12 protein-coding genes are annotated in these 12714 nt (G+C 71.6%); 2 read left to right on the forward strand and 10 right to left on the reverse strand.

Annotated features, from left to right (window positions below):
• The first annotated feature begins 113 nt into the window (after positions 1 to 113).
• Positions 114 to 1280 (forward strand): PQQ-dependent sugar dehydrogenase, encoded by a 1167-nt coding sequence (locus P1P70_RS13735; protein WP_319237116.1) that lies wholly within the window; start codon positions 114 to 116, stop codon positions 1278 to 1280.
• 8 nt (positions 1281 to 1288) lie between these two features.
• On the opposite strand, the gene P1P70_RS13740 is transcribed toward P1P70_RS13735, so the two are convergent.
• The 10 genes from P1P70_RS13740 to gatC form a co-directional block, all read right to left on the reverse strand.
• Positions 1289 to 1492 carry a DUF6191 domain-containing protein gene (locus P1P70_RS13740; RefSeq protein ID WP_319237117.1) on the reverse strand — a complete coding sequence of 68 codons (204 nt, stop codon included), beginning with the start codon at positions 1490 to 1492 and terminating at the stop codon, positions 1289 to 1291.
• Between the two features lie 81 nt (positions 1493 to 1573).
• Entirely contained in the window at positions 1574 to 4660 is a 3087-nt protein-coding gene (locus tag P1P70_RS13745; protein WP_319237125.1) for a helix-turn-helix transcriptional regulator, read from the reverse strand.
• A 110-nt stretch (positions 4661 to 4770) separates the two neighbouring features.
• A complete protein-coding gene (locus P1P70_RS13750) occupies positions 4771 to 4986 on the reverse strand; it encodes a hypothetical protein (RefSeq protein WP_319237118.1) in 216 nt (71 codons plus the stop codon).
• 205 nt (positions 4987 to 5191) lie between these two features.
• Positions 5192 to 5788, reverse strand: coding sequence for a hypothetical protein (locus P1P70_RS13755; RefSeq protein WP_319237119.1), 597 nt, complete (start codon positions 5786 to 5788; stop codon positions 5192 to 5194).
• Between the two features lie 35 nt (positions 5789 to 5823).
• Entirely contained in the window at positions 5824 to 6399 is a 576-nt protein-coding gene (locus P1P70_RS13760; RefSeq protein ID WP_319237120.1) for a GNAT family protein, read from the reverse strand.
• Positions 6377 to 8650: an MMPL family transporter gene (locus P1P70_RS13765; RefSeq protein ID WP_319237121.1), complete on the reverse strand. Its 2274-nt coding sequence runs from the start codon at positions 8648 to 8650 to the stop codon at positions 6377 to 6379. Before P1P70_RS13765 ends, P1P70_RS13760 begins: the two co-directional genes overlap by 23 nt.
• 226 nt (positions 8651 to 8876) lie before the next feature.
• A complete protein-coding gene (gene gatB / locus P1P70_RS13770; protein ID WP_319237122.1) occupies positions 8877 to 10391 on the reverse strand; it encodes an Asp-tRNA(Asn)/Glu-tRNA(Gln) amidotransferase subunit GatB in 1515 nt (504 codons plus the stop codon).
• Positions 10392 to 10406: 15 nt separating this feature from the next.
• Positions 10407 to 10649: a hypothetical protein gene (locus tag P1P70_RS13775; RefSeq protein WP_239757415.1), complete on the reverse strand. Its 243-nt coding sequence runs from the start codon at positions 10647 to 10649 to the stop codon at positions 10407 to 10409.
• The gene (gene gatA, locus P1P70_RS13780) at positions 10646 to 12142 is read right to left on the reverse strand and encodes an Asp-tRNA(Asn)/Glu-tRNA(Gln) amidotransferase subunit GatA (protein ID WP_319237123.1); all 1497 of its coding nucleotides are present in this window, start codon (positions 12140 to 12142) and stop codon (positions 10646 to 10648) included. Before gatA ends, P1P70_RS13775 begins: the two co-directional genes overlap by 4 nt.
• A 7-nt stretch (positions 12143 to 12149) precedes the next feature.
• On the reverse strand, positions 12150 to 12446 hold the full coding sequence (gene gatC, locus P1P70_RS13785) for an Asp-tRNA(Asn)/Glu-tRNA(Gln) amidotransferase subunit GatC (protein ID WP_005480000.1): 297 nt from the start codon (positions 12444 to 12446) through the stop codon (positions 12150 to 12152).
• Positions 12447 to 12512: 66 nt separating this feature from the next.
• On the opposite strand from gatC, the gene P1P70_RS13790 reads away from it, so the two are divergent.
• On the forward strand, positions 12513 to 12714 hold a 202-nt coding region (locus P1P70_RS13790), incomplete at its 3' end, for a hypothetical protein (RefSeq protein WP_319237124.1).

Here is a 12714-nt window from a genome sequence, read left to right on the forward strand (position 1 = left end):
GGCCCGCCGCGCGGCCGGCAGCGGGCGAAAGATCCGCTGGTTCGGGCGGAGGTGGAACTTGTGGGGCACTCGCGGTGTAAGACAAGTAGAAGTTCCACGCCGAAGGGATCGTGATGGTGCAACGTCGAGTGGTGACGGCCGCGTTGGCCGCAGCCGTGCTCCTGGTGACGACCGGCTGCTCCTCCGACGACGGAGAGAAGGCGGACGCGGCCGGCAGCCCACCCCCGAGCAGCAGCAGTGCCGGTTCGTCCCCGCCCAGCAAGGCGGCGGACGAGACGCCCCCCGCGAAGGGCACGGTGAAGGTGGTCCGCACCGTCGCCGAGGACCTCGACAGCCCCTGGGGCCTCGCACCCCTCCCCGAGGGCGGCCTCCTCGTCTCCTCCCGTGACGAGGCCACGATCAGCAGAATCGACGAGAAGACGGGCAAGCGGACCGAGCTCGGCGAGGTCCCCGGCGTCGCCCCGGCGGGCGAGGGCGGCCTCATGGGCATCGCCGTCTCCCCGGACTACGCCTCCGACCACATGATCTACGCGTACTTCACCTCGGAGTCCGACAACCGGATCGTGCGGATGCTGTACGACCCCGAGAAGCCGGCCGGTGAACAGCTCGGCGCGCCCGACACCATCCTCCGGGGCATCCCCAAGGGCACCAACCACAACGGCGGCCGCCTCGCCTTCGGCCCCGACCGGATGCTGTACGCGAGCACGGGCGAGCGGTACGAGGGTCCGCTGGCCCAGGACAAGAAGTCCCTCGGCGGCAAGATCCTGCGTATGACCCCGGAGGGGCAGCCCGCCCCGGGCAACCCCTTCGACGACTCCGTCGTCTACTCCTACGGCCACCGCAACGTCCAGGGCCTCGCATGGGACGCCGAACAGCGCCTGTTCGCCTCGGAGTTCGGCCAGAACACCTGGGACGAGCTGAACCACATCCGCCCCGGTGGGAACTACGGCTGGCCGGAGGTGGAGGGCGAGGGCGGCGAGTCCGGCTATGTGGACCCGGTGGCCGTGTGGAGCACGGAGGAGGCCTCTCCGAGCGGGATCGCCATAGCGGAGGGTTCGGTCTGGATGGCGGGCCTGCGCGGCCAGCGTCTGTGGCGCGTCCCCCTCGACGGCACCGAGACCGCCGCCGAGCCCCAGGCCTTCCTGGAGGGCGACTACGGCCGGCTCCGCACAGTGGTCTCCGCCGGCGGCGACAAACTCTGGCTGGTGACCAGCGAGACGGACGGACGGGGTTCCCCGGAGGGCGGCGACGACAAGATCCTCGAGCTGGAGGTGACGTAGGCCTCCGCCTACTCCTCGGCCGCCGTGTCCGACTCGGCCTCCTTGTCCACGGGCTCGGGCGGGCGTATGACGACCTTCCCGGACGCGAGGTCTATCGGTCCGCGTCCTGGGTCGTTGTCCCCGACGTCCTCGCGGGTCAGTGCCAGCCGGTTCTCCTCGTCACGGGTGTGCTTGCGGCCAGGTGCGAACAGTTCCTCGAAGGCGTTGAACACTGTGTTCCCTCCCCCAGGGCCACGAGGCGGCGGGCGGTCGGTCCCGGTCGAACAGCGGAGCCTCGGTGGTCCTCCCTTCCATCATCCCGCTGCCAGCCGTTCTCCGGCCCCCGTCGGAGCCAGTCCCACCCGGTGGGCCACCGCCGCCGCCTCGCCACGGCTGGAGACGCCGAGCTTGGCGAGGATGTTGGAGACGTGGACGCTCGCCGTCTTCGGGGAGATGAAGAGTTCCTCGGCTATCTGGCGGTTGGTGCGGCCGGCGGCGACCAGGCGGAGGACGTCGTCCTCCCGGTCGGTGAGGCCGAGGGCGGCCACGGGATCGGCGGGCGTGAGCGCCGGCTCGGGGGCGCGGCTCAGGGTGAGGCGGGCCCGGCGGGCCAGGAGGGCGACCTCGTCGGCGAGGGGGCGGGCGCCGAGGTGGTCGGCGACGGCGGCCGCCAGCCGCAGCAGTTCCGTCGCGCGGTCCCGGGCCTCGTCGCCGGTGCCCTCGGCCAGCAGGGCCTCGGCGAGGCGGTGCCGGACGCGGGCGAGGTCGTAGGGCCGTTCCAGGGGCTCGAAGGCGGTGACGACGTCGGACCAGATGTCCGGGGCCAGGGTCCCCTCGGCACGCTGGAGTTCGGCGCGCACCCAGCACTCGTGGGCGAGCCAGATCGGTGAGCCGGTGGTGAGCCTCTTGACCGCGGTGAAGATCCGGTCGAGGACCTCGGCGCGGCCGGACCCAGCGGCCGGCAGGGCACGGGCGTCGGCCTCGGCGGTGGCGGAGGCGAGGAGCAGGGGCCAGGCGTAGCGCTGGGTTCCGACGGAGAAGCCGGTGTCCAGGGCGCGGGCCAGTTCCGCGCGGGCGTCCGTGAGGCGGTCCTCGGCGGCGGCGATGCCAAGCACGAGAGTGGAGAGCGGCAGATCGTTCTGGGGCGTGGGGTTGTGGTGGCCGTAGTGGCCGCGGGCGGCGGCCAGGTGACCGCGGGCCTCGGCGATGTCGCCGCGGGAGAGGGCGATGAAGGCGTGGATGAGGGTGCTGAGGCCTCGAGGTTTCTGGCTGGAGACGACCTTCTGGGCCATGGTCACCGCTTCCAGGGCCTCGTCCCAGCGGCCCAGGGAGAGCAGGGACTCGGCGAGGTTGCCCCACACCCAGGCCTCGGACTCCAGCAGGCCCCGGCGCCGGGTGACGTCGATGCCTTCCTTCAGCAGGCGCACGGCGTCCTGGGAGCGTCCGATGCCCTCCAGGCAGGACGGGATGTTGATATAGGAGCGGCCCACGACGACGGCGGGGCCGCGTTCGAGGGAGCGGTGGCGGACCTCCTCCATCACGGTGATGCCCGTGTCGACGTCACCGGCATCGACCATCAGGCCGCCGAGGGTGAGGCGGGCGTTGAGTTCGATGTCCTCGGCGCCCACCATGCGCGCGTAGTCGACGGCACGCTGGGCGTCGGAGAGCGCGTCGGGGCCGGGAGCGTGGAGCATGGACCAGCCGGCCACCCGGGAGAGCACCTCGGCGTGCACCTCGGAGGGCGGAAGGCCGCGGACGAGGTCCTGGGCGGTGGCGAGTTCCCTCCAGCCGTCGCCCCGGGCGAGGCCCTCGGTGAGCATGGAGCGCTGGACCCAGAACCAGGCGGTGCGCAGCGGGTCGCCGCCGTCCGCGAGGAGGTCCAGTGCGCGCCGGGTGATCCGCATGGCCCGTTCCCGCTCTCCGCACAGCCGCCCTGCGACGGCGGCCTCGGCCATGAGGTCGAGGTAGCGCAGCGGGGTGGTGGCGGGGTCGCAGCCGCAGGGAGGGTAGACCTCGGTGTAGTCGACGGGGCGCAGGGCGGCTCGTACGGGCTCGGGGGCGGCGTCCCACAGCTCCATCGCCCGTTCCAGGAGGCGTAGTTGTTCGGCGTGGGCGTGCCGGGAGCGGGCCTCGGCGGAGGCGTCGAGGACGGCGGGGAGGGCCTTGGCGGCGTCGTGGGCGTGGTACCAGTAGCTGGCCAGGCGGGTGGCGCGGCTGTCGGTGGGGACGAGGGACGGGTCGGCCTCCAGGGCCTCGGCGTAGCGGCGGTTGAGGCGGGAGCGTTCGCCGGGCAGCAGGTCGTCGCTGACGGCCTCGCGGACGAGGGAGTGCCGGAAGCGGTAGCCGTCGCCGCCGGGGGCGGCGAGCAGGATGTTGGCGCCGACGGCGGCCCGCAGGGCCTCGATGAGGTCGTCCTCGGGGAGCCGGGCCACTGCGGCGAGCAGGGCGTACTCCACGGTGGAGCCGCCCTCGGCGACGATGCGGGCGATCCGCTGGGCGTCCTCGGGGAGCCGTTCGACGCGGACGAGGAGCAGGTCGCGCAGGGTGTCGGTGAGGCCGGGGCAGCCTCCGTCGTGGGCGGCGACGGCGAGTTCCTCGACGAAGAAGGCGTTGCCGTCGGAGCGGTCGAAGATCTCGTCCACGCGCTCCGGTTCGGGTTCGGTGGCGAGGATGCCGGCGAGTTGGTGACCGACCTCGGCGCGGTTGAAGCGGGGCAGTTCGACGCGGCGGACCGTGCGGAGGCGGTCGAGTTCGGCGAGGAGGGGGCGCAGCGGGTGGCGGCGGTGGATGTCGTCGGAGCGGTAGGTGGCGAGGACGACGAGGCGGCCGGTGCGCAGCGTACGCAGGAGGTAGGCAAGGAGGTGGCGGGTGGAGGCGTCGGCCCAGTGCAGGTCCTCCAGGACGAGGACGATCGTGCGGTCGGCGGCGAGGCGTTCCAGCAGGCGGGCGGTGAGTTCGAAGAGGCGCGCGGTGCCCTCCTCGTCGTGCCGTGCGCGCGGGGTCTCGCCCAACTCGGGCAGCAGGCGGGCCAGTTCCTGTTCCTGTCCGGCGGCCGCGGCGGCCAGTTCGTCGGGCAGGCGGCGGCGCAGGGCGCGCAGCGCGGTGGAGAAGGGTGCGTAGGGCAGGCCGTCGGCACCGATCTCGACACAGCCGCCGAGGGCGACGACCGCGCCCCCGCGCGCGGCCTCGCCGGTGAACTCCTCGACCAGGCGGGTCTTGCCGACCCCGGCCTCACCGCCGAGCAGCAGCGCCTGTGGGCCGCCGCTCCCCTCTCCTCCGTTCCGCGCCGAGCGTGCGGCGCCTCCATCGGCGCGGGTCAATGCCTCGCGCAACACGTTCAGTTCGTCGGCACGACCCACGAACACCGGACTGACGGACCTGGTCTCCACAGCGCCGAGCATCGCACGGCCCTGGGACACGCGGGCACCGATTATCCGCGGCCCCCGGGCGGACGGGAGGCGATCGTCCCCCTCGGGGACCGTTCCCGCGCCGGCTGGGCCGGCGGTCCCTGTCATGCGGCGCGCGGGAAGCGGAGACGGCGCAGGCGGTGTCCTGACACGCTCCTCTCCGGGTCCTGTTCCCCCTCCCCCGAGGCGGACCTCGACGTGGTCGTGGAGTCGTGTGCGGCCGCGCGGCGGGCGCGGCGGGCCTCGCGTACGCGGCGGTACTGCTCGGCCTCGCGGATCAGCTCGGCGGAACGGATCTGCTGGAGCTCGTACTCGAACATCTCGTACCCCTCGTGAAGAGTCGGTCTCGGCTCGCTTGCTGCGATGCCTCAACCTTCGTCCGTGAGGGGGGTGCGCCACATCGGGAGAGTTCCGCATCTTGAAAGGCGGGAGGGGCCTTAGAACCGCCGTAGGGATGCCTACGACGGGCCTAAGGCCCCTCAGAAGCCGCTCGGTCCGCCCTGTCCGGGCGGGCGTGCGTCCGGGTCAGGTCTTCGGCAGTGCCAGGATGAGGTCGGAGTACTTCAGGGCGGCCAGCACCAGCCCGATGAAGCCGACCGAGACACCGGCCCAGGCCACCGACTTGATCCACGGCGTCTGCACCTGGTCGGGGTCGCCGAACGCGGGCCGCACCAGCACGGCCACGCCGACGATCAGGCCGACCAGCGCGAAGAGGCCGCCCCACAGGGCGGAGGCCTGCCAGGCGTCGCCGTAGACGGCCTGGAGCTGGGTGGCGACGGTCGCGTTCGTCGCGGCCTGCATCTCCAGCTGTCCGGTGATCTCCTCACGCGCGGAGGCGACGGTGCCGACCCAGCCTCCGGTGAGGGAGACGAGGCCCAGGACCACGGACACGATGCCGGCGGCACCCTGGCCGACGCCCGGCGTCGCCTTCGCGGTGGCCGGCGGGAACTCCTCGTCGAACTCCGCGGCCTCCTCGGAGTCGTCGGCCGGGGTCTGGCCCTCGGCTTCCGTCGCGGCATCCTCCTTCGCCACGTCCTCCTTGGTGATGTTCACCGACTCCTCGTCGTTCCTGGCCTCGGCGCCCGTCTCGGCCCCGGTCTCGTCAACTGTCTTGGTTCCCATACCTCGCACCGTACGAATGTTGTCTGAGAGGTTTCTTAATGATCCTTGTGAGCGCTGCGGGCGCGTGCCGCACGCCATTCGGGCGCCAGGACGGACCATATCTCCAAGTCGTGCCGGACACCCCGGTGGGGATATCTCTCCCGCTGCACACCGTCCCTGACCATGCCGAGCCGCCGTGCCACGTTCAGGCTCGGCGTGTTGCCGGAGGCGGCCATCCACTCGACCCGGTGGACGGCGCGGACGTCGACGGCCCAGTCGATGAGGATCCGCATGGCGCGGGTGACGAGCCCTCGCCCGGTTCCGGCGGGCTCCAGCCAGCAGCCGACCTCGCAGTTGGCGTTCTCCGCGTCGAAGTTGAGGAAGAGGACCCCGCCGACGAGCTTGCCGTCGAGCCAGATGCCGTGCAGGGAGCCGGTGTCGGCGGCGCGCATGTCGGCGTAGCGCTGGAGGACGGCGCGTGCGCCGTCGGCGTCCGTGGCGGTCTGGCCGAAGGGGACGTACTGGTTGATGAAGTCCCGTCCCCGCTCCAGGTGGGCGAGGAACTCCTCGGCGTGCCAGGGCTCCAGGGGCCGCAGTTGGGCTCCGTCGTCACCCAGGGATATCGCGTACATCCTTCGGCCGCTCCTTCTCCACGTCTTCCACCAGGACGTCCGCGAGCCTCTCATGGGCGGCGCGGGTCTCGGGCGGTTCGATGCTGATGCGGGGCATGCGGCGGTCGAGCCAGGCGGGCAGCCACCAGTTGGCGCCGCCGAGCATGTGCATGAGGGCGGGGACGAGGAGCGTGCGCAGGACGAAGGCGTCCAGGGCGACCGCGGCGGCCAGCGCGATGCCGAACATGGCGATCACACGGTCGCCGCTGAGCACGAAGGCGAGGAACACGGAGATCATGATGACCGCCGCGGAGTTGATCACCCGGCTGGTCTCGGCGAGGCCGACGCGGACCGCGCGCCGGTTGTCGCCGGTCTCCAGCCACTCCTCGTACATCCGGCTGACCAGGAAGACCTGGTAGTCCATGGAGAGCCCGAAGAGGACCGACACCATGATCACGGGGAGGAAGGGTTCGATCGGCCCGGCCCGGCCGAGGCCCAGCAGCTCGCTCCCCCAGCCCCACTGGAAGATCGCGACGACCACGCCGAACGCGGCGGCGACGGCGGCCACGTTCATCGCGGCCGCCTTGAGCGGTATCCCGATGGACCGGAAGGCGAGCAGGAGCAGCAGACAGCCGAGGCCGATGACGACGCCGACGAACAGCGGGAGCTTGCCGACGATGACGTCCGCGAAGTCGTCGTAGCCGGCGGTCACCCCGCCGACGTGCAGGTCGAGGGAGGTGCCCGTCTCGGCGCGCGGCAGCACGTCGTCGCGCAGCCGTTCGACCAGGTCGCTGGTCTTCGCGGACTGCGGGGAGGAGTCGGGTACGACGGTGAGGTACGCGGTGTCGCCGCCGGTGTCGTACGTCACCGGGGTCACCGCCGAGACGCCCTCGGTGGCCCTGAGCGTGGTGTCGAGGTTGTCGAGGGCGAGCTTGTCGGCGGCGCCGTCGACCTCGGTGACCAGGGTCAGGGGGCCGTTCACGCCGGGGCCGAAGCCTCCCCCACTCTCGGCTGCGCTCGAGCGGGAGGTGCCCCCAGCGAGGAGGTCGTAGGCCTGGCGGGTGGTCGTCGTCCTCGGGTCGTTGCCCTGGTCGGAGGTGCCGAGGCGCAGTCCGAGGGTGGGCAGGGCCAGCAGGGTCATGACGACGAGGGCGAGTGCGCCGAGCTTCTTCGGGTGCCGTTCGACGAAGGCGGACCAGCGGGCGGCGAAGCCCGTGGGCAGTTCGGGCTCGGGGCCGTGCTCGGCGAGGCGGCGGCGCTCGCGGCGGCTCAGTGCCCGCATGCCGATGAACGACAGCAGGGCCGGCAGCAGCGTCACGGACGCGGCGACGGTGAGGACCACGGTGAGCGAGGCGGCGATCGCGACGCCGTTGAGGAAGCCGAGCCGCAGGATCAGCATCCCGAGCAGGGCTATGCAGACCGTGGCGCCGGCGAAGACCACGGCCCGTCCGGTGGTCGCGACGGCGCTCCGCGCGGCCTCCTCGACGGACAGGCCCCGCTTCAGCCCTCGGCGGTGCCGGGTCACGATGAACAGCGCGTAGTCGATGCCGACGCCGAGACCGATGAGGGTGCCCAGCATGGGCGCGAAGTCGGCGACCGTCATGGCGTGCCCGAGGAGGGTGATCCCGGCGTAGGCGGTGCCCACGCTGACGAGCGCGGTGGCGATCGGCAGCAGCGAGGCGGCGAGCGAGCCGAAGGCGAGGAAGAGGACGACGGCGGCGACGAGGACACCGACGATCTCCGCAAGATGCCCGCCGGAGGTCTCGGTGAGCCCGATCGAGGTGCCGCCCAGCTCCACCTGGAGCCCGTCGCCCTCGGCTGCCTTCGCCGTGTCGACGACGGCCTCGGCCTGCGCCTTGTCCACGTCCTCGGCCGGCTGGTCGAAGGTGACGGTGGCGTACGCCGTACGGCCGTCCTCGCTGATCCGGCCGCCGTCGGCGGCGTCGTAGGGGTCGGTCACGGCGGCGACGCCCGGCAGCTCGGCGATCTCGTCGAGGGCCTTCGTCATGGTCTGCTCGACGGCGGCGGCCCGCACGCCCGCGGTCCCGGCGCGCGTGTGCCAGACGACGGTGGCACTGTCACCGCTGACGCCCGGGAAGCCCTCGCTCAGCAGTTCGGTGGCGCGGCTGGACTCGGTACCGGGGGTCTTGTAGTCGTTCGAGTACGCGGCTCCCGCCAGGGTGGCGCCTGCGGCCGTGCCGGCGAAGGCGAGAAGCCACAGCAGGACAGCGACGAGACGGTGCCGGACACACCAGCGGGCGAGGGCTGCCACGGATCGTGCTCCTGAGGGGGGGGAGGCGTGAGCGATTCCCGCCAACTGTTGCACCACAATGTGATCGTTTGGCCCCTTTGAGGGTCTCCTCACAGGGGATGGGAGGCACCTCACAGGACAAACGACGGCACTCTGTCGCCCTGCGTCACGGCCGTACGCACGCCCGAGGGCGACGCATCGCGGGGATGCGCCGCCCTCGGGGATACGCGGAGAACCGCCGTCGTGTTCAGCCCTCGCTGACGCCCAGCTTCTCCAGGATCAGCTCCTTGACGCGGGCCGCGTCGGCCTGACCGCGCGTGGCCTTCATGACCGCGCCGACCAGGGCACCGGCCGCGGCGACCTTGCCGGAGCGGATCTTGTCGGCGATGCCCGGGTTGCCGGCGATGGCCTCGTCGACGGCGGTGCCGAGGGCACCCTCGTCGGAGACGACCTTCAGACCGCGCTTCTCGACGACCTCGTCCGGGGTGCCTTCGCCCGCGAGGACGCCCTCGATGACCTGCCGGGCCAGCTTGTCGTTCAGGTCGCCCTTCGAGACCAGCTCGGTGACGCGGGCGACCTGCTCCGGCGTGATGGCCAGCTCGTCCAGCGCCTTGCCCGACTCGTTGGCGCTGCGGGCCAGCTCGCCCATCCACCACTTGCGGGCGGAGGCGGCGTCCGCCCCGGCCTCGATGGTGGCGACGATGAGGTCCAGCGCCCCGGCGTTGAGGATCGCCTGCATCTCGGTGCCGGAGATGCCCCACTCGGCGAGGAGCCGGTTGCGGCGGACCAGCGGCAGCTCGGGCAGCGCGGCCCGCAGCTCCTCGACCCACTCGCGCGAGGGGGCCACCGGCACGAGGTCCGGCTCGGGGAAGTACCGGTAGTCCTCGGCCTCCTCCTTCACGCGGCCCGAGGTCGTGGACCCCGTGTCCTCGTGGAAGTGCCGGGTCTCCTGGATGATCGTCCCGCCGGACGACAGCACGGCCGCGTGCCGCTGGATCTCGAAGCGGGCGGCGCGCTCGACGGACCGCAGCGAGTTCACGTTCTTCGTCTCGGACCGCGTACCGAACTTCTCGCGGCCGTGCGGGCGCAGCGACAGGTTCACGTCGCAGCGCATCTGGCCCATCTCCATGCGGGCCTCGGAGACGCCGAGCGCCTTGATGAGCTCGCGCAGCTCACGGACGTACGCCTTGGCGACCTCCGGAGCCCGCTCGCCCGCGCCCTCGATCGGCTTGGTGACGATCTCGATGAGCGGGATGCCCGCGCGGTTGTAGTCGAGCAGCGAGTGCGAGGCGCCGTGGATACGGCCCGTCGCGCCACCGACGTGCGTCGACTTGCCGGTGTCCTCCTCCATGTGGGCGCGCTCGATCTCCACGCGGAAGGTCTCGCCGTCCTCCAGCTGGACGTCGAGGTAGCCGTTGAAGGCGATCGGCTCGTCGTACTGGGAGGTCTGGAAGTTCTTCGGCATGTCCGGATAGAAGTAGTTCTTCCGGGCGAAGCGGCACCACTCGGCGATCTCGCAGTTCAGCGCGAGACCGATCTTGATCGCCGACTCGACGCCGATCGCGTTGACGACCGGGAGCGCGCCGGGCAGGCCGAGGCAGGTGGGGCAGGTCTGCGTGTTGGCGTCCTGACCGAGTTCGGTCGAACAGCCGCAGAACATCTTGGTCTTGGTGCCGAGTTCGACATGGACCTCGAGGCCCATGACGGGGTCGTACGACGCCAGCGCGTCCTCGTACGACACCAGGTCGGTCGTGGTGGTCACGGTCTTGGTTCCCTCTCAGCCCAGCAGGACGTCGTCGTCGCCCAGCCGCTTCAGTTCGCGGTACAGGATGGCGAGACCGGTGACGATGCCGACGGCGGCCACGGACGCGTCGATCAGCCGCAGCGTGTCCTGATCGGCGCGGGCCTTCTTGATCCGCTTGGCGATGCCCCACGCGCCGAAGGCGGTGGTGGCGATGGACACGTACGTACCGGACTTGGACTTCTGGAAGTCCTTGGCCTTGGACAGTGCGTTGCTCACAGCGACGGAGCCTCCTCCAGGAGCGGGTGCCCCCACTTTTCCACGAAGGCGGCCTCGACGGCGGCGCCGACCTTGTAAAGACGGTCGTCCTTCAGGGCCGGGGCGATGATCTGCAGTCCGACCGGCAGCCCGTCCTCCGGCGCGAGGCCGCAGGGCAGGGACATCGCGGCGTTGCCCGCGAGGTTGGTCGGGATGGTGCAGAGGTCCGCCAGGTACATCGCCATCGGGTCGTCGGCGCGCTCGCCGATCGGGAAGGCGGTGGTCGGCGTGGTCGGCGACACGATGACGTCGACCTTCTCGAACGACTTCTCGAAGTCCCGGGTGATGAGCGTCCGGACCTTCTGGGCGCTGCCGTAGTACGCGTCGTAGTAGCCGGAGCTGAGCGCGTACGTGCCGAGCATGATGCGGCGCTTCACCTCGGGGCCGAAGCCCGCCTCACGGGTGAGGGAGGTGACCGCCTCGGCGGAGTGGGTGCCGTCGTCACCGGTCCGCAGGCCGTAGCGCAGTCCGTCGAAGCGGGCCAGGTTGCTCGAACACTCGCTCGGCGCGATCAGGTAGTACGCGGCCAGCGCCAGGTCGAACGACGGGCAGTCCAGCTCGACGATCTCGGCGCCCAGTTCCTTGAGGAGGGCCACGGACTCGTCGAACCGCTGGACCACACCGGCCTGGTAGCCCTCGCCGCGGAACTGCTTGACGACACCGACGCGCATCCCGGCCACGCTGCCGTTGCGGGCGGCCTCGACGACCGGCGGGACCGGGGCGTCGATGGAGGTGGAGTCGAGCGGGTCGTGGCCGGCGATCACCTCGTGCAGGAGCGCCGCGTCCAGGACCGTACGGGCGCAGGGGCCGCCCTGGTCGAGGGAGGAGGAGAAGGCGACCATGCCGTAGCGGGAGACCGCGCCGTACGTCGGCTTGACGCCGACCGTGCCGGTGACGGCGGCCGGCTGGCGGATGGAACCGCCGGTGTCGGTGCCGATGGCGAGGGGCGCCTGGTAGGAGGCGAGCGAGGCGGAGGAACCGCCGCCGGAGCCGCCCGGGATACGGGTGAGGTCCCAGGGGTTGCCGGTGGGCCCGTAGGCGCTGTTCTCGGTGCTGGACCCCATGGCGAACTCGTCCATGTTGGTCTTGCCGAGGATGACGACGTCCGCGTCCTTGAGGCGCTTGGTGAGCGTGGCGTCGTAGGGCGGGATCCAGCCCTCCAGAATCTTCGACCCGACGGTGGTGGGAATGCCGACCGTGGTGAAGATGTCCTTGAGCGCGAGCGGGACACCGGCGAGCGGGCCGAGCTTCTCGCCCCGGGCCTTCTTCTCGTCGACGGCGCGGGCCTGGGCGAGGGCGCCCTCGCGGTCGACGTGCAGGAAGGCGTGCACCTTCTCGTCGACGGCCTCGATCCGGGCCAGGTGGGCCTCGGTGACCTGTACGGCGGTGAGTTCGCCGGAGGCGATCTTCGCGGCGATCTCGGCCGCGGTGAGCTTGATGATGCTGTCGGTCATGACGTGATCAGTCCTCCCCCAGGATCTGCGGCACCTTGAAACGCTGCTGCTCCTGGGCCGGGGCGGCGGAAAGCGCCTGCTCGGGGGTGAGCGACGGACGGACCTCGTCCGCGCGCATGACGTTCGTCAGCGGCAGCGGGTGCGAGGTCGGCGGTACATCTTGGTCGGCGACCTCGCTGACGCGGGCGACCGCGCCGATGATGTCGTCCAGCTGGCCCGCGAAGTGTTCGAGTTCTTCGGGCTTCAGCTCCAGACGCGCCAGCCGTGCGAGGTGGGCGACCTCCTCGCGCGTGATGCCAGGCATGCAGCGATCCTCTGGGGTGAGTGTGTGTGGTTTGGCGCCAATCCTATGGGGCGCGGGGCGCTGTCCGTGCACGGGTTCTTCGCCCCCGCCGCCCCTACCCGTCCCATCACCCAGGGGCTGCGCCCCTTCGACCCCCAGCTGCCGGCCCGGTGGGGGCTGGTCGCGCAGTTCCCCGCGCCCCTGAAAAAGCAGGGGCTGCGCCCCGTGCTTTTTCGGCCCGAAAGGCCGGAGGCCTTTCAGGGGCGCGGGGAACTGCGCGAGAAGCCCC

The organism is Streptomyces sp. MB09-02B (assembly GCF_033794485.1).
GTDB lineage: Bacteria > Actinomycetota > Actinomycetes > Streptomycetales > Streptomycetaceae > Streptomyces.

Bases quoted from the DNA above. Each gene is read 5' to 3' on its own strand.
- P1P70_RS13760 (WP_319237120.1), bottom strand. From the start codon at position 6,399: ATGTACGCGATATCCCTGGGTGACGACGGAGCCCAACTGCGGCCCCTG.
- gatA (WP_319237123.1), bottom strand. From the start codon at position 12,142: ATGACCGACAGCATCATCAAGCTCACCGCGGCCGAGATCGCCGCGAAG.
- P1P70_RS13755 (WP_319237119.1), bottom strand. From the start codon at position 5,788: ATGGGAACCAAGACAGTTGACGAGACCGGGGCCGAGACGGGCGCCGAG.
- P1P70_RS13745 (WP_319237125.1), bottom strand. From the start codon at position 4,660: ATGCTCGGCGCTGTGGAGACCAGGTCCGTCAGTCCGGTGTTCGTGGGT.
- gatC (WP_005480000.1), bottom strand. From the start codon at position 12,446: ATGCCTGGCATCACGCGCGAGGAGGTCGCCCACCTCGCACGGCTGGCG.
- P1P70_RS13735 (WP_319237116.1), top strand. From the start codon at position 114: ATGGTGCAACGTCGAGTGGTGACGGCCGCGTTGGCCGCAGCCGTGCTC.
- P1P70_RS13750 (WP_319237118.1), bottom strand. From the start codon at position 4,986: ATGTTCGAGTACGAGCTCCAGCAGATCCGTTCCGCCGAGCTGATCCGC.